This is a genomic window from Streptomyces sp. NBC_00271, from assembly GCF_036178845.1.
Lineage (GTDB): Bacteria > Actinomycetota > Actinomycetes > Streptomycetales > Streptomycetaceae > Streptomyces.
Genome location: NZ_CP108070.1, coordinates 447,254 through 467,213, shown reverse-complemented (window position 1 = coordinate 467,213; position 19,960 = coordinate 447,254). Strand labels below are relative to the sequence as shown.

Genomic DNA, 19,960 nt, shown 5'->3' with positions numbered 1-19,960 from the left:
TCACGGCAGACGTGGAGGAAGCGATGAGGGTCGTGTTCGTGCATGGGGCGTGCGTGCGGGACGGGTCGTGGTGGTGGCACCGCACCGCCGAGCTGCTGCAGGAGCGAGGGGTGCCGAGCGTGGCCCCGGCGCTGCCGAGCTGCGGCGAGGCCGGCCTGCCCGGCGGCGTCGGCGGTCCGGGGCTGTCCGAGGACGTTGCCGCGGTGCGGCAGGTGCTGCGGACCGGCGACGAGCCGACCGTCGTGGTCGCCCACAGCTACGGCGGCATCGTCACCGCGGAAGCCGCTGTGGGAATCGGGTCGGTGCGCCACCTGCTGCTGGTCTCCAGCTACCTGCCCGAGGTCGGGCAGAGCCTGTCGGAGTTCGGGGACGGGAGCCCTGCCCCGTTCCTCGACGTTGACCCTGACGCCGGCACGTTCGGGGTCCGCCGCGAGCTGCTCGTGGACACGTTCCTGCAGGACTGCGACCCTGAGGTCCAGGCGCAGGCGGCGGATCACCTCGCCCGGCAGAGCGTGCAGGTGACGGGGCAGATGGTCGGGGCGGCCGCATGGCATCAGGTGCCCTCGACGTATCTCGTCTGCACTCAGGACCGCGGCACCCCGCCGCGCCTACAGCGCGAGTTCGCCCGCCGGGCCGGCAGCGTCGTCGAACTCGAGGCCGGCCACCACCCGTTCCTGTCCCAGCCTGCCGCGGTCCGGGACCTGCTGCTGAGCCTGTGACGGCAGCCACGGACGAGCCGGGCCGGCGATCCGAGGACCGGGAGGCCGTCGTGAGCGCCGAGGAAGAACTTCTGTCGAGGGTCTACACGGCCTACAACGGGCAGGACATCGACCTACGAACACCGGCGTGACGCCAGATTTCCGGCCGCTGATCCTCAAGCGCCGTTTCCCCCTGACGCGTTGCCCCCAAGATCAACCGCTTAGCGTTGTTTTTCGCTGGAAGCTACCGGCATCCCTTGGCACGGTCCGAGGACCGGCCACCATTACGGCACCGGGGAAGGCCCCGTCCACACTTCGGGCGGTGCTACTTCTCATCGACATTTCCGGGTCCGGCGATCGCCAGATCCTGGGTGTGGACCCGCCACCGGTTCGCACGGTTCGGTGTGCGGGCGGTCGCCAGACTCAGACGCCTACACCTCTGTGGAGGGCAGCGGGTCCTGTCCCACCAGGTTGTGTCCGCGGGCGGCCGATGCGCGCACGGCGTCGAAGCAGTAGCCGATCATCTCTTCTTCGTACGCGTGCAGGGCATCGGCCAACGGCCGACCACCGGAGGCCTGAACGAGTCGAGCGGTCAGTACCCGCGCGTCACGCAGTGCGGTGTTCGCGCCAACGCCGATGGCAGGGCTCATGACGTGGATGGCATCGCCCAACAGGGTGACCGCGGTGGTCTCCCACGTCGCGACGGGCACGCTGGTGCGCACCGAGACCGGGAAGATCGAGGCGGGGTCCTGGCGGGACACGATCTCGACCAGTCCAGGGTGCCATCCCTCCACGAGGGAGAGCGTGAGCGCTTTCAGTTCCGCGCCGTTCGTCGCGAACAACTCCTCGTCCGTGCAGGGAATCTGCTCACGTCGGGTGCCGAAGACGCACGCCAGGTAGTCGCTGTCGTCGCTGAGCTCGATGTCGGAAGCCAGCCGGGCTGTCGCCCGGTGCATGGGCTCGCGGTACTGCACGGGGGCGAGTCCCACGAAGCGCTTGACCGGGCCGATGACGGTGGTCCAGAGTCCGAGCAGTTCGGGCGGGACCAGGGCTCGGGCCTGGTCACCGGCGAACGGGACCTTGCCGTAGAGCAGCCGCAGTCCGGCGTCGACGACCTGGGCCTGGGGCAGGTACTGCCTGCGGGTGGCCGAGTTGACCCCGTCGGCGCCGATCAGGACATCGCCCGTGGCACTGGTGCCGTCCGCGAAGTGCGCGGTCACCGAGCCCGACCGGTCGGTGTCGTAGTGGGTCAGCCGGGCACCGTAGCGCACCGCCTTGTCCAGGCCGGACAACAGAATCTGCCGCAGCGTCATGCGGTTGACCGCCAGGTGCCCGCCGCCGGGCAGGTCCGGGACGGGCGGGAGTTCCTGGGCGTGCAGCAGGTTCAGCTGGTGGTCGAAGGCGTCCATGCGCGACCCGGGGGTGGCGGCGGTAGCCGTGAACACCTCGTACGCCTGCGGCGTCAGCACCGCCCTGAGCGCGGTGATGCCGTCGGAGTTGATGCCGATGCGGTAGCCCTGGTTGCGGAAGGCCGCAGTGGAGTCCTTCTCGTACACCGCGGCGCTGATCCCCGCCCGGCGAAGCCCCTGCGCGAGGGCCAGGCCGCCCAGCCCGCCTCCGGCGATGATGACATGCAGATCCGACACAGCTGTGTCCCTTCTCGAAGATGAAACGAAAAGGGACGCACCGGACGTGCCTCAACGGCACCGTACGAGCGCATGACCGCCATCCGGACTACCTACCGGACCGTGAGCGATCGTGGAGAAGATCCTCGGTCCAGGTCAGGAGCGCCTTCTCCGTGGCCATCAGCGTCATCTTGCTTCTCCGTCTCGGGTGCCGCCGTCCACCGGCGAACGCCGGTGGTGTGCGGCCTGCGCCCTGCGGGCCGGGCTACGGGCTCCCGGTCCGCACGCGGAGTCGTGGGCCGGCGGGCTGGGCGCAGCACCGGAGGGGCGGGGGTGTCAGGCTCGGTGGTACTGGATAGGGGTGGTGACCGTGCCGCCGAGCCGGTCGGCGGCGTGACGGGCCCAGGAGGGATTGCGCAGTAGCTCACGGGCCAGGAGGACGGCGTCGGCCTTGCCCGAGGTGAGGATCTCCTCGGCCTGCGCGGGCTCGCTGATCATGCCAACGGCCGCGACGGGCAGGTCGGTCTCGTTGCGGACGCGCTCGGCGAAGGGGACCTGGTAGCCGGGCCCGGTCGTGATCTTCGCGTCGGGGACGATGCCGCCGGTGGAGACGTCCATGAGATCGACGCCGTGTGCCTGGAGCTCTTTGGCGAAGCGGACGGTGTCGTCGGCTGTCCTCGGGGTTCTCGGACAGCCAGTCGGTGGCGGAGATACGGAAGAACACCGGCAGGTGCTCGGGCCACATGGCGCGTACGGCGTCGACGATCTCCAGCGCGAAGCGGATCCGGCCCTCGAAGGAGCCGCCGTATTCGTCGGTCCGGCGGTTGCTCTCCAGGGAGAGGAACTGGTGGATCAGGTAGCCGTGGGCTCCGTGGATCTCGGCGACCTCGAAGCCGGCTGCGAGAGCGCGTACGGCGGCAGCGGCGAACTGCTGGGTGATCTCGCGGATACCGGCCGTGGTGAGCTCCTCGGGAACCGTCGACGTTTTGTCGAAAGCCACCGGGCTGGGGCCGACCGGTGTCCAGCCGTGGGGCTCGTCCGGGGCGATCGGGCGTCCGCGGTCGATCCACGTGCGCTCGGTCTACGCTTTGCGTCCGGCGTGCGCCAGCTGGATCCCGGGGACGGTGCCCTGCGACTTCAGGAAGGCGGTGATGCGCTGAAAGGCGGCGACCTGCGCTTCGTTCCAGATGCCGAGGTCATACGGGGAGATGCGGCCCTCGGGGCTGACGGCGGCGGCCTCGGTGATGATCAGTCCGGTGCCGCCGGCGGCACGTGCGGCCAGGTGTGTGAAGTGCCAGTCCGTGGGCGCGCCGACGCTCTCGCCGTCGGGGGAGGCGCTGTACTGGCACATCGCCGCCATCCAGATGCGGTTGGGGATGGTCAGCGACCTGAGGTCGTAGGGGGTGAATAGCGAGGTCATTGCGGTACTTCCTTGGTGAGGGATCGTGTCTCGGACGAGGTCCGCACACCGAAAGAACAGCTGGCAGCTCGCCGAATACGCCGGCCACGCCACCCCGCACGGCCTGCAGCACCTGCTCTCCCACAGGCGCTGAGGTGCCGGGGTTCACGCGTAGGTTTGGTCGGCGGACCGAACGGCTGCGATCGACGTTGCTCTCGGTCGGCCTTGCCCTCGCGGGCAGGGCCGGCGCTCGGGTGACGGACGTCTTGGGGTCGCCGGTCAGCCGGAACGCTTTGCTGCGGCTGATCGCCGCGCTGTCCGATCCTCCGGTCACGGAGCCGCGCGTGTTCGGCGTGGACGAATTCGCCCAGCGCAAGGGTCGCATCTACGGAGCCCGTCGCAAGGGCCGCATCTACGGAACCGTGCTCGTAGACGTCGAGACACGTCGCCCGATCGACCTTCTGCTGGACCGGGGAGCGGACACGCTTGAGGCCTGGCTCGCCGAGCGGCCCGGCATCGAGAACGCCTGCCGCGACCGTGCCCCCTCCTTCGCCGAGGGCGCGACCCGTGGGGCCCCACAGGCCATTGAGATCGCGGACCGGTGGCACCTCTGACACAACCTGGGAGAAGCCGCCGAGAAGTACGTCTACCGATACCGCGGTTGCCTGCGTCCCGCACCAACACCGCCCGACGAACCGCCGGAGGAGGCAGAGCCAGCCGTGTCACCGCCCACGGGCCACCGGTTTGCCGAACGCACCCGCGCCAAACACGTCACCATCCACGCATTTTTGAAGGCTGGCCACAGCAGGCGGTCCGTCGCCCGGTAGCTCGGCATGACGCTCAACACGATCCTGCGCTTCTCCCGAGCCACCACACCGGAAGAGCTGCTCACCGGCCAGTGGCAAAGCCGCGCGACCAGGCTCGACGCCTACAAGCCTAACCTCGACCAGCGCTGGCGGAGGGCTGTACCAACGCCTGGAAGCTGTGGGAGGAGATCAGAGAGCAGGGCTCCCCGGACGGCTATGGCAACGTCCGCACGTACGTGAGCAGGACTCTGCGCCGCGAACCCCAGCCGGTCAGGCCCCGGCCGCCATCGCCCCGCGCCGTGACCCCCTGGCTCCGGACCCACCCGGACGCGCTGGTCGGGAGCGACCGGATCCAGCTCAAGGCTGTGCTGGCGTACTGCTCCGAGCTGCACGTGCTCGCCAAGCATGTGCGGGCCTTTGCCCACATGGTCTCCGACCTGCACGGCGACCAACTGCCAGCGTGGATCGAATCAGCCAGAGCCACTACCGACCTGCCCAGTCTCAGCCGGTTCGCCCACTACGTCGAACGCGACCGTGAGTCCGTCGTCGCCGGCCTTTCCCGACCATGGAACTCCGGTGTGGTTGAAGGCCATGTCAACCGGATGAAGATGCTCAAGCGCCAGATGTTGGATCGCGCAGGTTTCGAGCTCCTCCGCAAGCGCGTCCTGCTCGCCAAGTGACCTTGTCAGCGGGCCTGATCCGACTGCCTGTGTTCGTCATCGATCCTGCGGGGCATCACGCCGAGAATCAGATTCTCGAGGGCGTGCGGCATTGGTCCGAAGGTGGCGACCCAGGTCTCGACAAGGTAGATCTCTCTGTCCTCATCGATACCCAGAAAGAATCGGCCGTGACCGAGCTCGCCGAGCGGGAAGAGACGCCTCCCCAAGGAGTCGCTCCACTCGGAGAACCGGTCATCCTCTCCCCATACCAACTCCGGGTTCAGTTCGAATGGTTCCCGGGCGCGGTTGATTCCCGGGCCACCGATGCTCACGGTCAGCCCCCCGAACTCCTGGAGAAACGCCTCCGCAGCATCGTGCATGACGATGCCGACCGCTTCGAACCTGGACCGCCAGCCGACCGTGTCGACCTGCCTACCCGCCGCCCATCCCGATGCCTCCAGGACCTCAAGCACCTGTGGCGACCATTCGCTCATGACAGGCCCCTAGCTCCCCCCAACTTGAAGTACGAGGCGATCATCCCAGCAGGCGACCAGAGAGAGAACGCGGCCTTGGGGAACATCGGTACAGCGGTTATCGGTGAGAACGATCATGGTTCGCGGGTGGAGGTCTCCGCGTTCGGGTGGGGCTGGGTCTGAAGCCGTTGGCGGAGGTCTGCTTCTTCGGCCGTGAGCGCGCCGTCCGGGCGGCGGACGCGGACTCGGCGAGGGCGCGGGATGTCGTCCGCGTTCCGGAGGTCGGCGAAGTCGGCGTGCGCCTGGGCGACGGCTTCGGGGCACGCCTCCTTCTCCTCGGCCTTCCACCAGGGAAGCTGCGATGAGACCTCAAGTAGCCCTGCGTAGCAGTCGCTACGGCCTGTGACCGGCGTTTGGTGTGGAATTTGGCGTGGTGCTCCAGGTTGCGCGTGGTTCGCAGACGGCCGGCATACGACGCGGCCGGACGGATCGTGATGGGGTGTGGTCGGCCGACAGCGTGCTCGCTCAATGACAGAGCCGACGATCGACCTGCCGAGGTGTTCCATCCCCGGCCCGGCCCTGGCGCTGGTGGTCGAGTCGGTCGCCTGCCCGGCGATCCGCAAGGTTACGGGCGAGTGCCTCACGGCGTGGGCCCAGCTGATGGAGGCGCTGGTGGCCGAGCGCCGCCCCGACCGGCCGGTACCGCCGATGGGCGGTACCGTCGCGATCGGGGCGATCGTGTATCTGCCGGCCACCGCCATCGAGGAGGACCGGGACGTGTCCTCGATGAGCGGCATCCTGGCCGGCACCACCTACCGTCTGCTGCTGGCCTGACGGCGGGGGTGGTCGGCTGCTAGCTCAGATGCCGGGTGAAGAACTGGGCCGCGGCGTCCCCCGCGAACTGCGGGACGCCGGTGTGCCCGCCCAGATTGGCGTGCAGCGTCTTCTCCTTGGAGCCGAAGGCGTCGAACAGGTCCAGGGCCTGCTGCCGGTCGTTCCCTTCGTCGTCCCACTGCAGCAGGACGTGCAGCGGAATGGTGACCTGGCGGGCCTCCTTGAGGATGGCGCGAGGGACGAAACTCCCGGCGAACAGAACGGCGGCCGAGATGCGCGGTTCGACTACCGCCAGCCGGGTCCCGATGGCGATCACTCCCCCCGAGTACCCGACCGGGCCGCCGATCTCGGGCAGCGAAAGGAGAACGTCCAGGGTGGTCTGCCATTCCGGGACCGCCTTTTCGACCAGCGGGAGGACGAGCCGATCCACGATCTCGTCGTCGACCGGCTCGCCGGCCTCCAGCGCCCGGCGCAGGTCGGCACGGGCCTGCTCGGCAGCGGCGGAACGGGGCCGGTCACCACTTCCGGGGAGCTCGATGGTGGCCGCGGCGAAGCCCTCCGCCGCGGAGTGCCGGGCCCGGGCCGCCAGCCGGGGGTACATCTTGTGCAGTCCGCCGGGGTGGCCGAGCAAGATCAGCGGCGCCGGTGCGGATGCGGATCCGGGCGTCCACAGGATGCCGGGGATCTCGCCGAGGGTGAATTCGCGTTCGAGGAAGCCGTCGTCGAGACGCTGTTCAGAAGTGAATTGCATGGTCGTGCCTTTCGGGAGTGCGCTTGAACGGCGCTCCCGGACGACCTATCGCCCGACCGTGACCCCGGAGGGGAGCACCCATGTCGATACTGCGTTCACGGGTACCACCTCCTCGTTCTCTCGCACGGCCTCCGGAAAAGTAGCAGTGGTCGCCGTGGTCCGCCAACAGGTTTCTGCAGAGGCTCCGTGGCCGGATGCCACGGCACGGTTCCTCTAGTCCTCTAGTCCTCTAGTCCTCAAGGCCGACTCAGCTGACCACGGACGGCATCCTGACTCCGACCGGCAGGACCGTCTGGGATGAGTCGGTCGTCCGTCGTGCGTACGCTGCAACGGCGACGAGGAAGGACTGAACCATGGCTCGCATCACCTTTCCGCTGAGCAGACCGCTCACGATGCGCAGATCGCCGCCATGTCCGCGCTCGCCGAGAAGTTCAAGGTCGGGATCTCGCTGTACGGCAACACGCCCTCGCCCGCGCGCGACTCCTTCACCAGGATGATCGAGGGCGGCATACTCCAGGTCGTCCGGTTCATGCGGCACCTGAAGGCGATGCGCTAACCGAGCCACCCGGCCTGCACCCTCGCCCCACTACACACCGACGGACAGCCGAGAACGACCAGGAGTGGCACGGTCGCTACCGTCAATGGCTGCCCCATTGGTCCCCAAGGCCGAAGAAGAACCGCTCCAACTCGGGGCGGGTCGGCTCGTCGGCGAACTTGCCGTACGCCTCGGCCTGCGCATCAGTCAGGAACTCCACCAGCACGGCTGGAACGTAGCAACCGGCCGCTGCCGTCCGATGGCCTTTCGGCGAACCTCGGCAACACCGCCGGGCGGTGTGCTGGCCAACCTCGTGACGTGATCAATTGCTGTTCGTATTCGGCTGGCGCGAGGGAGCCGAGGGCGGAGTGGTGGCGGCGCCGGTTGTAGTACGACAGCCACCTGAACAGCTCCAATCATGTCTGCGCCTTCGAGGTCCAGCGCATCCGTGCCGCAACTTGCGCTTGAGGCCCTCGAAGAACGATGCGGCGAGGGCGTTGTCGTAACTAGAGCTGCCGCGTCCCATGCGGCGGCGGATGCCATGCCGATGGCAGACCTCGGCAAAGGCGGCCGATCCATATTGGGCGCCCCTGTCCGTGTGAAGGACGACGTCGTGGACGAGGCGGCCGCGGGCGGCCACGGCCATCTCGATCGCGTCGGTGACCAGCGAGGTGCGCATGTGGTCCGCGATCGACCAGCCGATCACACGCCGTGGGCAGATGTCGATGACCGTGGCGAGATACGGCCAGGTCGAGCCGACGGCGACGTACGTGATGTCGCCGCATCACGTGGTGTTGAGCATGTCCGTCGTGAAGTCACGCACCACCAGGTCTGGCACAGGCGGTGCCGTCTTGTCCTGAATGGTCGTGCGTTTCTTGCGTCGCAGGTGCCGTCCGACGATGCGGTTGATCCTCATCAGCCTGCTCACGCACCCGAGGCTGATCTTTCTCCCGAGGGAGCGGAGTTCGGCATGGACGCGCGGGGCGCCATAGGCGCGGGCGTCTGCAGTGGCCCGGTGCTGGTAGTAGCCGGAACGGGAAACACCCAGGACTCGGCAGATTTGCTTCACGCCGAAGGCAGCGCGATTCTCGGAGATGAAGTCCCAGCGGCGGGGGCTCACTTCACCTCCCGGGCGAAAGAGGCGGCTGCCCGGCGCAGGATCTCGCGCTCCAGCTGCCGCTCCTTCTCCGCCTTCAGTAGCCGGGCGTTCTCCACCCGCAACCGGGCCAGTTCCTCAGCCGGACTCCCGCCGGCCTCGCGGCGCTCGGGCAGTGCCTGGGACTCGTTTTCCTTGCGGACCCACGTCCGCAGCGACTCAGCTGTGATACCGAGGTTCGCCGCCACCGCCGCGTATGTGCGCTCGCCGCCCGCGGCGCGGTAGAGCGCGATCGCGTCCTTCCTGAAGGCCTGCCGCAGGGCGTGGTGTCGGTGGCGATGGGCGGCCGGGAGTTGTGCGTGCGGTACCAGGGCAGGCCGGATGATTTTGAGGCGCTGAACGCGCGGGTCGACGCAGCCGTTCACCTGGCGGCGAGCCTGCAGGAGGCGTGACGCGGACGCAGACTCGCCCGCTGTCTCGGCTCCGGCTCCCCTCCGCAAACGTTGCTCGCCTGACCTGCAAAATCCACAAGCCCCTCAACGGGTCGCGAGCGCGATCCAAGCCCCTTCAGGATGCTGGGCCGGCTTCAATCACAACTGAGGCTGGGACTGCCGGTAGTGCTCGTCGGTCCCTGACTGCCTAACTGGCTCTAACAAAAGCTGTTGATCATGTGACTGTTGGCTTGTCTGCTCGTTGGTCTGGTCGTGGGGAAACGTCAGTCGAGGCCGTGGATCGTGTCGGATGAACTGTGGTCGCTCATCGAGCCGTTGCTGCCCGCGCCGGGACCGAAGCTGGTGGAAGGCAGACCTCGAGTGCCGGACCGGCAGGCAGTGTGCGGGATCCTGTTCGTGCTGCACACCGGCATCCAGTGGGAGTATCTGCCGCAGGAGTTGGGCTTCGGCTCGGGAATGACCTGCTGGCGACGGCTGGCCGCCTGGAACGAGGCCGGCGTCTGGGACCAGTTACACGTGGTGCTGCTGAAGGAACTGCGGTCGAAGAACCAGCTGGACTGGTCGCGGGCGGTGATCGACTCCTCCCACGTCCGGGCTGCTCGGCGGGGCCCAAAAGCGGTCCCAGCCCGGTCGACCGCGCACGGCCGGGCAGCAAGCACCACCTCATCGTCGACGGGCAGGGCATCCCGCTCGCGGTAACGCTGACCGGCGGAAATCGCAACGATGTCACCCAGCTCCTGCCCCTGCTCGACAAGATCCCGGCGGTCGCCGGCCTGGTCGGCAGACCTCGCCGACGGCCCGACGCGCTGCTGGCCGACCGCGGCTACGACCATGACAAGTACCGCCGCCTGCTCTGGCAACGCGGGATCCGCCCCGTGATCGCGAAACGAGGCCAGCCACACGGCTCCGGCCTGGGCATCTTCCGCTACGTCGTCGAGCGCACAATCTCCTGGCTGCACGGCTTCCGCCGCCTGCGCATCCGCTGGGAACGGCGTGACGACATCCACGAAGCTTTCCTCGGTCTCGCCGTCTGCCTGATCACCCACCGACACGTACAGCGGCTTTGTTAGGGCCAGTAAGGAAGCGTCCCTCACCGTAGGGCCACACCCTCTGGAGGGCCGGGAACGGGGGGCCGCCCTCTGAGACGTTTTGCAGGTTGGAGGCTTGTCGCTTCTGGCCGGTGCGCCATAAGTCTGTCGCGCCACCTCCGTGCATGGTGGTAGGAACTGCGGGCATGGAATTCTTCTGCTATCACCGCGATCGGTCCGGCTCCGAGACCTTGCGCAGCGAGTTGCTCGAAGAGCATTGGTCCTACATGGACCTGTACGCGAAGGAGATGATCGCCCGAGGCCCGACCCTCGCCGACGACGGCGAGATGGCCACCGGCAGCGTGCACATCGTCGACCTGCCAGATCCCGCCGCCGCCCGCGCGTTCGCCTTCGACGAGCCCGGCTATCAGGCCGGTGTGTACAGGGACGTGCTGCTGCGCCGGTGGCGCAATATGCTGGGGCGCACCATGTGGGACTTCCCCGGTGGCCGGACCGGTGGCAACCGGTACCTGGTACTCGGCCTCGGCTCGGGGGAGGCCGCCGACGCCGCCATGCCGCCCGACCGGGACGAGCTGATCGCATACGGGCCGCTGCTGTCCGACGACGGCACCACCTGGCTGGGTACGGCGGCACTGGTCCGGGCGCCGGACCCGGACACGGCACGCGCTGTCCTGATCCCTGACCGGTACGCCGACATCGAGGTCCACAACTGGCAGTTCGGCGGTCGGCCATCATGAACCCTGGGCGGCGGTGACCTCGGCGAAGTCGTCGGCGGGCCCGAGACGCACCGCATCCAGCAGCCGGCACCACGAAGTGCGGCCCGATTCGAGAGCGGCGACGAACGAGTACGGTCGGCCGGGGATCATCGGGTGCTGGTCCCGGCCGCGGCCATAGGTATGGCAGAACAGCCTGTCCGCGCTGCACGGCGCGTCCGGCCGCAGCCGGTTGCTCACGTCCACGGCCAGAACGAGCCTGCCGTCGGCCGCCTTGGGCTGCGGCAGCGAGGCCAGAGTCCGCCGCAGCGCCCCGACGTCGACGCGGCCACGGTTGAGGGCGTCGTCCAACACGCCGTGCCCACGGCGTGCTCGGCCAGCAGCGTCAGGTTCACCGGCGTTCTCACCGGTCCGTCGGCGCACAGCAAGGCGTCGGTCAGCTCGAAGGCCAACAGCCTGAGGCGACCTTGACCTCGCGTCAGGCCCGGAATCGACTCGGGGCGAGAGTTGGGCCTGGTCGACCCCGTCGAGCGCCACGATCAGTTCGTCGACAAGCGCCTGGTGCTGTTCCCGTTCGGCATTCCGCGCCGAAGTGGCTAGGACGAGCGTCTTTGCCAGACCAAGGTCTCCCGGCCCAGCGCCCAGCAGTTCGCGGGTGACGACGATGGAGTCCATCACACCGATGCCACGCGTGCTGAGCATCGACTGGATCGCTGACATCTCCGTGCCCGTCGCCAGCAGGGGGCGGAGCTCGTCAGTCAAGGCCGAGAGTCGCAGGGCCCTTTCAGGGGCGAGTCCAGATAAGGCCACCGCTCAGCTCCCGTTCTCAGCCGGTACGGGCTCGGCCACAGTGTCGACCATGACAAGGCCAGCGCTGACGGCCTGTCTGTCGTCGATCCCTACATGCCGGAGGAAGGCCCAACGGTCCAGCTGAGTGCATGCCCAGTTGGAATCGTATGCCGCGGTCGGCAGCTGCGGCATGCGCTTGCGGCCCGTTTCGTCCAGCCGATACGGCCCCTCGAATGCGCTGTTCCATGCGCTGTTCCAACCGTGGACAGCGGGGGTGTACCGCTCTCGGGCCTCTTCAGCGCTGACCCCCCAAGTAGGCCGCGATCTGTGCCCAGGAGCTGCCGCGTTCGACTTCGTAGACGACGGCCGAGTTCAGAGTCCGCTCGGCCAGTTCGATGAGCTGCCGAGCCTGGCTTACGCGGCCGGCGAGTCCGGTGTCGACATCGTTTCGGGTACCCACCAGCCCGGCGGCACTGTCCGCCACCTCGGTGGCATGGCCGGCAAGTACGAGCCGGGCCAGTCCTTCGCGGGAGTATGCGGCTCGGTCATGGTCATAGAGGGTCGGCTCGCTCATGAGGGACAGAGTTCCATGTCCAGGTGTCACGTCGCCCATGACGCCCGCACTCACAGCGCGCCACCCAGCGCGGGGCGAGTTCCGTGACCAACTCGCCCAGATGTTGGCGCGACAGCCCGCAGAAGGCAGGAGGGGGCATGGCCGCGCGGGCCTGTTTGATCTTCACGCATCAGACAACTCGCGGGGTCGTCTCTCTGTCCCCACACTCAACGACCAAGATCAATCGCAGGTCGGCCCAGTAGGGTCGGAGGCATGACGACACCCCTTGCTGGCAGTGCCTTCGACTCGCTCCGCCTCGACGCCGTGCCCGACCAGGAGGCGCTGCGCAGGGTCTACGAACCCCCCAGCGACGCGGCCGTGCGGAAGCAGATGACCGAACTCACTGAGCAGACCCGGCGGTTGATCGGCTGCTCATCGCTGGTCCTGGTCGCCAGCGCGGACGCCGAGGGCAACTGTGACGTCTCCCCGCGCGGCGGCCCCGCCGGGTTCGTCGCCATCCTGGACGCACGGACGGTGGCGATACCGGACGCGACCGGCAACAAGCGTCTGGACACCCTGCAGAACGTCGTCGCCACCGGACGGGCCGGGCTGCTGTTCGTCATACCGGGACGCACCACGACGCTCAGGGTGAACGGCCGGGCCTGCGTCTCCACCCGCCCAGAGCTGCTGTCGCAGCTGACCGCCGTGGGCAAGCCGCCGGCCAGTGCGCTGGTGCTGGGGATCGAGGAGGTCTACCCGCACTGCCCCAAGTCGCTGCTGCGCAGCGCGGCCTGGAAGCCGGAGGAGTGGCTGTCGGCCGACGCCCAGCCGGCCTCGGCCGAGGTGACGCTGGCCCAACTGCGGATGCCTGAGCTGACGATCGCCGACATCGAGCAGGCGGAGGCGGACTCGCTGAAGTACCGGTACGAGTAGCGGGCCGACCTGCGATTGCTGAACCACCAGCCAGCGGTGAGCGCGGAGTGCAGATCCGCGAGCCACCCGATGGGCTACCTCGATCGGCGTGGGGAATCGACGGAATGCGGTGCTTGGGGTGACGGAATACGCGGGGTGCAAGGTCGGTCGGCTGGGCGGCCGTCACGTGTCCGTCGGTTCTCGCGGGACTCACAGTGATGCGTCGGCGCCCCGCTAGCCGAGTTTCCGCAGCACCTCGGCGATGGTGGCCCGGTACGTCCGCAGCGCCTGCAGCCCGGCGGCGTAGCGGTCGCGGTGCCGTGTGATGTCCACGGCCTGCTTCTGCGCCCGTGCCGCGTGCCAGAGTTCGGCCGTATGGTGGCGGCGTTTGCAGATGACGTCAGCGACGGCGGTGGCCCGCTCCCGCTGTGTATGCCGGGTGTTGCCGTCACTGTCGCGCTTCCAGGCGGTGTCCGTGTACGCCGCGACGGGGTCGGGATAGCGCGTGAATCCTTGTTCTGCCACACAGCGGGACCACACATCCCAAGCCGCGCGGAGGCGCGGGTCGCGCTTGACCGCCTTGTCGACCTCGATCGCCCGTGTGCTTGCGTAGAGCCAGTCCCGCTTGGGGTCGATGCCGCGCATCAGGCGCCGGTTCGCCTCGGCGCTGCAGGCGGGGAAGTCCGCATACTCGGCGTTGGTCATCCGGCGGCCCTTCGGCCGGAGGGACAGGGACTTTGCCGGGTCCCAGCCGTAGCCCCAGCGGCGGGCGGTGGAGAGATCCAGGACGCCGTAGTCGGTGCTGACTGCGGTGGCGACGACGGGGTCGCTGGGGTAGCGGGGGTCGAGCGGGAAGTCCGGGTGGCCGCGCTCCGCCATGCACTGCCGGATCAGCAACGCCGTTGCCCGCTGCGATCGCTGGTAGTCCTGTGGCGTGTAGTCGTAGCGGTCGGCCGGGAGGGGGCCGAGGTCCGACGCCGTGCGGATGACCTCCGGGCGTTCTGGACCGGCGGCGCAGATCGCCGCCAGCACCACCACGGCACTCAGCCGCCACCCCCGAGTCGTCATGCGAAGGGATGGTAGCGGGCGGCGTGCAGCGGTCGGCCCTGGGCCCCCGGCGACTCATCCACGCACGCCAAGACTCCGAGCGACAGAAAGCTCGATCAGGCGACGCCTAACGAGCAGCTCTCCAGACCGACGTACCGTGATCCTGCGGGAAACTCCCCGCTCCCTCGCGGGACTCTCACTCTGCCCATGCCACACTTCAGCAGGTCGGCGAATTGCGTCGGTTGATGCCCGTTCTCAACGAACCCAGTCGACAGCGGGCGGCTGACCTGGTGATCCCTCGCAGCGAAGGCTGATCATTTTCGCCGAAGGTTGGTGACGGCTAGGTTTTCTCACCGAAGGTTGAGTGATTGTTTAGGGCTGGCTGTCTGGGGTCAAGGTTCGGTCCTGGTCAACTCGACATCGCTCGGTCCTCAGACGAGTTGACGGTTGTAGACCGGATTGCGAAGAAGGCCAGTGCTGCGAGGACCGCTGCACTCGCTGCGAGTGCCAAAGCACCTGGAAGGGACCGGGTTACGACCGGTCCGGCAACCGCTGCCCCCAGGGCGAATCCGGTGATTTTCAAGCTGGCGCCGGTGGTGAAGATCTGGGCGCGGAGGTGTTCTGGGGCCTCCCGATGGCGGATGGCGAACAAGGCGGCCAGTTGGGGTCCTTCACCGATCCCCGCGATGAGTACGGCCACGATGAGCACGACGGGCTGACGCCACGTGGCCAGGGCCAGCGCGGCAGCCTGGACGAGAGCACTGGCCCAGATGATCGTGTCGGGGGCGGCTGAAGGCGGAAACCGGGCGAGTACAGCGTTGGCCACCAGGGCGGAGATCGCCGCGCAGGAGAGCAGCACCGCGCCGCGGCCGGCTCCGCCCAGGACGCGCTCGCTCAGGAGTGGGATGCACGCCGTCAGCATGCCCTGGGCGATGCAGGAGACGACCGAGGTGAGGGTCGCTCGGGCCAAAGCCTGCCTTCCGACGATGACGCGCATTCCGGCAGCAAGTTCGCTGATCAGTGAGGTTGTCCGAACGCCCCTCGCCCGACCGGGACGGGCGGGCAGCATCCACGCGGCGGGCAGTGCCAAGGCGATGAGCCCCACGGAGACCACCACGGTCGTCGGGGCTCCCAGCGCCTCTGCCACGCCGCCGGCGAGAGCCGGGCCGGCCAGACTCGCCACGCTGAACGTCATGGCATCGAGGGTGTTCGCCCGGGGCAGGTGGTCGCGCAGCACCATACGGGGCAGTTGGGCCGTCCATCCACCCGACAGGGCCGGCCCCAACAGCCCTGTCACCACTGCGATTAGGATGATGACAGCGAACGGCATACGGCCCAGTCCTAAGAGAATCATCCCCAGCCCCGCCGCATACAGGACGAGGGCCACAGCCAGCAGGCGTCCCGGCCGTCCTGTTCTGTCGAGGAGTGCCCCGAGCACCGGCCCCCCTACCGCGGCAGAGATCGTGATGCCTGCGAGCAGCGACGATGCGTCGGTAGGAGATCCGGCCAGGGCGAATCCTGTCAGCATCAGCGCCGGTCCCGACATCTCGTCCCCGGCACGAGCTGCCACTGCCCCGGCCAGATAGAGGCGGAGTGAGTAACGCTTTTCCATCAGCAAGACGTTACGGAGGTAACTCAAAACTCAGCAAGATGCGTTACATTCCACACGTGTCCCCCAACAGCGACGACTGGTCCACCCGACACTCCGTGCTGACCACCGCTCGGCGGACCGCCGCCCTGATCAACGCTCTCACTGACGACTCTCCCGACCCGACCGAAGTGGCCGACGTGCTCCGCACATACGGTGAGACAGACCCCATCGACCTCACCACCCGCGACGTTGCCGGGATGCGCGCAGCCGCCACCCTGCTGCGGCAAGTCTTCGCCGCCGAGCACACCGATGACGCCGCAGCCACCCTCAACCACCTCCTGCAGGAACACACCGGACCGCTCCGTCTGACCTCGCATGGCGGCAGCACCCCCTGGCATCCCCACCTCGACCACGATGACAACGCCCCCTGGGACGAGTGGCTCCTCGCCTCGTCCTGCATGGCCCTGACCGTTCTCGTCTGGGACCGTCAATGCCCGCCCGGCAGGATCTGCGCATCATCCAGCTGCCAGAACGCCTTCATCACCCAGGGCAGCGGTCCCGAACGCCGCTACTGCTCCCGCCGATGCGCCACCCGCGAACGAGTCGCAGCCCATCGACGCTCCCACTCCGCCGAGCAGTCGAGTGAAATCAAGTAGGGCGTCCAGGATCCAACGCAACATCGCTCAACCTTCGATGAGCCGTCTCCGAGGATCTGGTCCCCGTCTTAGTACTCCAGCAGCACTTTGACGTTTTCCCTGTTCAGGGGCGGTCTGGGTGAGTGTAGAGGGCTGATGACCGGCCTGTGTTCTCTTTCCCGGGCCGCCCCTCGATCGTGTGCAGCCGCCGCTGATAGTGACAGCGGTCCGGGCAGCCTCCCTGCGTGATCGACGAGCGTGCAGTTGAGATCTGGAACGACGAACTCGAGGAACTGTTCCTGCGTACCGGCCACCGCTTCAGGCGTGTCGAGCCGCGTCGCCGGATGCGTGACTACATCCGTGGACTACTGGGCCCGGTCGGCCGCAAAAACGGCTGGCAGCTGGCCGAATACGCCGGACACCGCACACCCGACCGCCTCCAGCGGCTTCTCAACGGCGCCCGCTGGGACGCCGATGAGCTCCGCGACGACCTCCAGCACTACGTAGCCGAACGGCTCGGCGAGCCCGACGGGATCCTCATCCTCGACGACACCGGCTTCCTCAAGAAGGGCACCACCTCGGCCGGCGTGCAGCGCCAGTACTCCGGCACCGCCGGCCGCACCGAGAACTGCCAGATCGGCGTGTTCGCCGCCTACGCCACCACCCGTGGACGCGCCCTGGTGGACCGGGAGTTGTACCTGCCCAAGACCTGGACCGACGACCGCGACCGCTGCCGCGCCGCCCACATCCCCAACGAGCGGACTTTCGCCACCAAACCCGACCTGGCCAAGGCCATGGTGCTGCGGGCGATCGCCTCACCGCTGCCGATCGCATGGGTGACCGCGGACGCCGCCTACGGCCAGGAATGGCGGCTGCGCCACATGCTGGAGGAGACCAGCCTGGGGTATGTACTCGCGGTTCCCAAGTCCCAGCAGGTGCCTCACTTCGGACGCATCGACCACCTCTTCTCCCAAGCACCCGACGAAGCGTGGGAGAGGCATTCGTGCGGTGACGGTGCCAAGGGCCCGCGCGTCTACCACTGGGCCGCCCTGCAGATCACGCCCATCGAGGACTTCGACGACGAGATGCCCACCCACCAGCGGTGGGCACTGGCCCGCCGCAGCATCAGCAAGCCCGAAGAGATCGCCTACTACCTCGCCTACGCACCGCTCGGCACCACCATCGAGCACCTGGTCCGCGTCGCTGGGATGCGCTGGGCCATCGAGGAAGCCTTCCAGGCCGCGAAGAACGAATGCGGCCTCGACCAGTACGAAGTCCGCCGCTACACCGGCTGGATGCGGCACATCACCCTGGCCATGCTGGCGCATGCCTTTCTGGCCGTCATGGCCGTCGACGCCGCGGCAAAAGGGGCAGCAGAAACGGTTCCTGCCTCGCGCCCCTCACCGTGGCAGAAATTCGGCGGCTCCTGGCAACTGGCCACTCATCCACCGCCGTTCACCAGCCCTTCATCAGCGCACGCGCGTTGAGGTGGTCACACTGGCGCAGACGACGCCAAGCCGTCGCCCGCCGCTGTCACTATCAGCGGCGGCTGCACACGATCGAGGGGCGGCCCGGGAAAGAGAACACAGGCCGGTCATCAGCCCTCTACACTCACCCAGACCGCCCCTGAACAGGGAAAACGTCAAAGTGCTGCTGGAGTATTAGTACTGCAACGGTGCTTGCCGTGACTGCTGGCCAGCTCGGTCGTTGGTGTGGGTATGGGTGGGGACCTTGCTGGTGTCAGGTTGTGGGCGGGTGAACTGGACGCTCTGCATGAGCGGTTCGTGCACAGGTTCAACCGGGAGGAGCCGCGTCAGTCGGCGCTGGCTTACATGCGGGGCCTGGTTGCGCCGCTGCAGCGCAAGAACGGATGGACGCTGGCGGAGGAAGCCGGGCACGCGGGTCCCGATCGCATCCATCGGCTGCTGAACAGGATCGAGTAGGACGCCGACGAGGTCCTGGACGACGTGCGCGACTACGTCGTCGAACATCTCGGGGACCGCGAGGCCGTCCTGATCGTCGATGACACCGGCTTCCTCAAGAAGGGCATCCGTTCGGCCGGCGTGCAAAGGCAGTACTCCGGCACCGCCGGCCGCACCGAGAACAGCCAGATCGGGGTGTTCCTCGCCTACGCCACAGATCGCGGACGCACGCTCATCGACCGGCGGTTGTATCTGCCCACGTCCTGGACGGACGACCGGGAACGGTGCCGACGGGCGGGCATCGACGACACGGTCGGCTTCGAGACGGAGGTGGCCATGGCCAAGGCGATGGTCCGCAGGGCCATCGCCGACCGGGTCCCGTTCGGATGGGTGACGGCGGACGCCGCCTACGGCTTCAGCAAGGGCTGGCGGTTCGAGCTGGAGCAGGCGGACGTCTTCCACGTCATGGCCACCACCCGGCACGACACGGTCGTCACCCGCTGGTCCATCGACCACCCCGTCCACGACCTGTTCCCCGGCCTGCCGCGGCAGAAGTGGAAGCGTCGTTCGTGCGGCGCGGGAGCTCACGGCCGGCGGATCTTCGACTGGGCCCGCGTCGAAGTCAGGCCCTGGCACCGCGAGGACCGCCGGCACTGGGTTCTCGCCCGCCGCAGCGTCAGCCGGCCCGAAGAGATCTCCTACTACATCGCCTACTGCCCCACCGACACGACGCTGGACGAGCTGATCCGCATCGCGGGCAGCCGGTGTGCTGTCGAGGAATGCTTCCAGACTGCGAAGCAGGAATGCGGCCTGGACGACTACCAGGTCCGCCGCTACCCCGGCTGGCACCGCCACATGACCCTGGCCATGGCCGCTCACGCCTGCCTGACCGTCCTGCGGGCGCGGGAGCTGGATACGGAGAAAGCAGAAACGGATCCTCCCAGCTCATCCACCTCAGCCTCGCCGAGATCCGACGCCTGATCACCCGCCTCACGGACCGCCGCCCGACCCCGGTCGACGACGTTCTGCACTGGTCGCACTGGTCGCACTGGTCGCACTGGTCGCACTGGTCGCACTGGCGACGACGACGCCAGCACCAAGCCCGCATCAGCCACTACAAACGACGCGGACACAGTCCCTGAAACTGCCCAGCAATCAGAACAAGCACCGTTGCAGTACTAAGCAGTGCCCATAAATCCCGGTATGACAGGTTCGCCAGTGGGACGTGACGGCGGATCGTGATGCCCTGCTTCTTTTGGCTGATGTGGTCGGTGCAGCCGAGGGCAGGACGGTGAGCGGGCCTCATGGCTGGGCGGAAGAGAAACAACCTGGGACGGTGGGTCCGCTGACGGCAGGAACAGGGCAAGCGGTAGCAGAGCCGGAGGCATCAGATTCGGGCGCCGGCAGTTTCCTGCAATGGC

General features: G+C 67.9%; 18 protein-coding genes and 5 pseudogenes. 13 read left to right on the top strand and 10 right to left on the bottom strand.

Annotation, left to right across the window (positions count from 1 at the left end; all coding sequences use genetic code 11):
- Positions 1-23 precede the first annotated feature (23 nt).
- Positions 24-719, top strand: a complete 696-nt coding sequence (locus OG798_RS02470; RefSeq protein ID WP_267060277.1) for an alpha/beta fold hydrolase — start codon at positions 24-26, stop codon at positions 717-719.
- Positions 716-850, top strand: coding sequence for a hypothetical protein (locus OG798_RS02465; protein ID WP_267060276.1), 135 nt, complete (start codon positions 716-718; stop codon positions 848-850). The genes OG798_RS02470 and OG798_RS02465 overlap by 4 nt, the downstream gene beginning before the upstream one ends.
- Positions 851-1,129: 279 nt before the next feature.
- On the opposite strand, the gene OG798_RS02460 is transcribed toward OG798_RS02465, so the two are convergent.
- Complete coding sequence (locus OG798_RS02460; RefSeq protein ID WP_328756080.1) at positions 1,130-2,344, bottom strand: FAD-dependent oxidoreductase; 1,215 nt, start codon at positions 2,342-2,344, stop codon at positions 1,130-1,132.
- Between the two features lie 315 nt (positions 2,345-2,659).
- Positions 2,660-3,743 (bottom strand): annotated as a pseudogene (locus OG798_RS02455) (NADH:flavin oxidoreductase/NADH oxidase).
- A gap of 233 nt (positions 3,744-3,976) precedes the next feature.
- Between OG798_RS02455 and OG798_RS02450 the strand changes: the two are divergent.
- Both OG798_RS02450 and OG798_RS02445 read left to right on the top strand, forming a co-directional pair.
- Positions 3,977-4,336: a transposase gene (locus OG798_RS02450; protein ID WP_183127635.1), complete on the top strand. Its 360-nt coding sequence runs from the start codon at positions 3,977-3,979 to the stop codon at positions 4,334-4,336.
- A 491-nt stretch (positions 4,337-4,827) separates the two neighbouring features.
- Positions 4,828-5,208, top strand: a complete 381-nt coding sequence (locus OG798_RS02445; RefSeq protein WP_183127637.1) for a transposase — start codon at positions 4,828-4,830, stop codon at positions 5,206-5,208.
- Positions 5,209-5,213: 5 nt separating this feature from the next.
- Here the strand turns inward: OG798_RS02445 and OG798_RS02440 are convergent, their stop codons facing one another.
- A complete protein-coding gene (locus OG798_RS02440) occupies positions 5,214-5,681 on the bottom strand; it encodes an SUKH-3 domain-containing protein (protein WP_328756078.1) in 468 nt (155 codons plus the stop codon).
- 146 nt (positions 5,682-5,827) lie between these two features.
- On the opposite strand from OG798_RS02440, the gene OG798_RS02435 reads away from it, so the two are divergent.
- Together OG798_RS02435 and OG798_RS02430 are read left to right on the top strand one after the other, a co-directional pair.
- Entirely contained in the window at positions 5,828-6,025 is a 198-nt protein-coding gene (locus tag OG798_RS02435) for a hypothetical protein (protein ID WP_183127639.1), read from the top strand.
- A gap of 163 nt (positions 6,026-6,188) precedes the next feature.
- Positions 6,189-6,494, top strand: coding sequence for a hypothetical protein (locus tag OG798_RS02430; RefSeq protein ID WP_328756076.1), 306 nt, complete (start codon positions 6,189-6,191; stop codon positions 6,492-6,494).
- A 19-nt stretch (positions 6,495-6,513) separates the two neighbouring features.
- Here OG798_RS02430 and OG798_RS02425 read toward each other — a convergent pair whose 3' ends face one another.
- Positions 6,514-7,245 (bottom strand): dienelactone hydrolase family protein, encoded by a 732-nt coding sequence (locus OG798_RS02425; protein WP_121417974.1) that lies wholly within the window; start codon positions 7,243-7,245, stop codon positions 6,514-6,516.
- Between the two features lie 409 nt (positions 7,246-7,654).
- Between OG798_RS02425 and OG798_RS02420 the strand changes: the two genes are divergently transcribed.
- Positions 7,655-7,801 carry a hypothetical protein gene (locus OG798_RS02420; RefSeq protein ID WP_183127641.1) on the top strand — a complete coding sequence of 49 codons (147 nt, stop codon included), beginning with the start codon at positions 7,655-7,657 and terminating at the stop codon, positions 7,799-7,801.
- 82 nt (positions 7,802-7,883) lie between these two features.
- Here OG798_RS02420 and OG798_RS02415 read toward each other — a convergent pair whose 3' ends face one another.
- Both OG798_RS02415 and OG798_RS02410 read right to left on the bottom strand, forming a co-directional pair.
- Positions 7,884-8,006: a DUF4158 domain-containing protein gene (locus OG798_RS02415; RefSeq protein ID WP_147474265.1), complete on the bottom strand. Its 123-nt coding sequence runs from the start codon at positions 8,004-8,006 to the stop codon at positions 7,884-7,886.
- An 88-nt stretch (positions 8,007-8,094) separates the two neighbouring features.
- Positions 8,095-9,247 (bottom strand): annotated as a pseudogene (locus OG798_RS02410) (IS3 family transposase); the annotation flags it as partial.
- Between the two features lie 333 nt (positions 9,248-9,580).
- On the opposite strand from OG798_RS02410, the pseudogene OG798_RS02405 reads away from it, so the two are divergent.
- Positions 9,581-10,311 (top strand): annotated as a pseudogene (locus OG798_RS02405) (IS5 family transposase); the annotation flags it as partial.
- Between the two features lie 251 nt (positions 10,312-10,562).
- Positions 10,563-11,114, top strand: a complete 552-nt coding sequence (locus tag OG798_RS02400) for a YciI family protein (protein ID WP_328756073.1) — start codon at positions 10,563-10,565, stop codon at positions 11,112-11,114.
- 3 nt (positions 11,115-11,117) lie between these two features.
- On the opposite strand, the pseudogene OG798_RS02395 reads toward OG798_RS02400, so the two are convergent.
- Positions 11,118-11,536 (bottom strand): annotated as a pseudogene (locus tag OG798_RS02395) (transposase); the annotation flags it as partial.
- A 638-nt stretch (positions 11,537-12,174) separates the two neighbouring features.
- Positions 12,175-12,453, bottom strand: coding sequence for a hypothetical protein (locus OG798_RS02390; protein WP_267060265.1), 279 nt, complete (start codon positions 12,451-12,453; stop codon positions 12,175-12,177).
- A gap of 252 nt (positions 12,454-12,705) precedes the next feature.
- Here OG798_RS02390 and OG798_RS02385 point away from each other — a divergent pair, with 252 nt between their 5' ends.
- Positions 12,706-13,365, top strand: coding sequence for an MSMEG_1061 family FMN-dependent PPOX-type flavoprotein (locus OG798_RS02385; RefSeq protein WP_267060264.1), 660 nt, complete (start codon positions 12,706-12,708; stop codon positions 13,363-13,365).
- Positions 13,366-13,578: 213 nt separating this feature from the next.
- Here the strand turns inward: OG798_RS02385 and OG798_RS02380 are convergent, their stop codons facing one another.
- Entirely contained in the window at positions 13,579-14,412 is an 834-nt protein-coding gene (locus OG798_RS02380) for a hypothetical protein (protein ID WP_328756071.1), read from the bottom strand.
- 388 nt (positions 14,413-14,800) lie between these two features.
- Positions 14,801-16,003: an MFS transporter gene (locus OG798_RS02375; RefSeq protein WP_328756069.1), complete on the bottom strand. Its 1,203-nt coding sequence runs from the start codon at positions 16,001-16,003 to the stop codon at positions 14,801-14,803.
- Positions 16,004-16,041: 38 nt separating this feature from the next.
- Here OG798_RS02375 and OG798_RS02370 point away from each other — a divergent pair, with 38 nt between their 5' ends.
- The 3 genes and pseudogenes from OG798_RS02370 to OG798_RS02360 all read left to right on the top strand — a co-directional run bounded on the left by OG798_RS02370 (position 16,042) and on the right by OG798_RS02360 (position 19,520).
- Positions 16,042-16,638, top strand: a complete 597-nt coding sequence (locus OG798_RS02370; RefSeq protein WP_328756067.1) for a CGNR zinc finger domain-containing protein — start codon at positions 16,042-16,044, stop codon at positions 16,636-16,638.
- Positions 16,639-16,862: 224 nt separating this feature from the next.
- Positions 16,863-18,104 (top strand): IS701 family transposase, encoded by a 1,242-nt coding sequence (locus OG798_RS02365; RefSeq protein WP_443053695.1) that lies wholly within the window; start codon positions 16,863-16,865, stop codon positions 18,102-18,104.
- A gap of 231 nt (positions 18,105-18,335) precedes the next feature.
- Positions 18,336-19,520, top strand: a pseudogene (locus OG798_RS02360) (IS701 family transposase).
- The last annotated feature ends 440 nt before the right edge of the window (positions 19,521-19,960 follow it).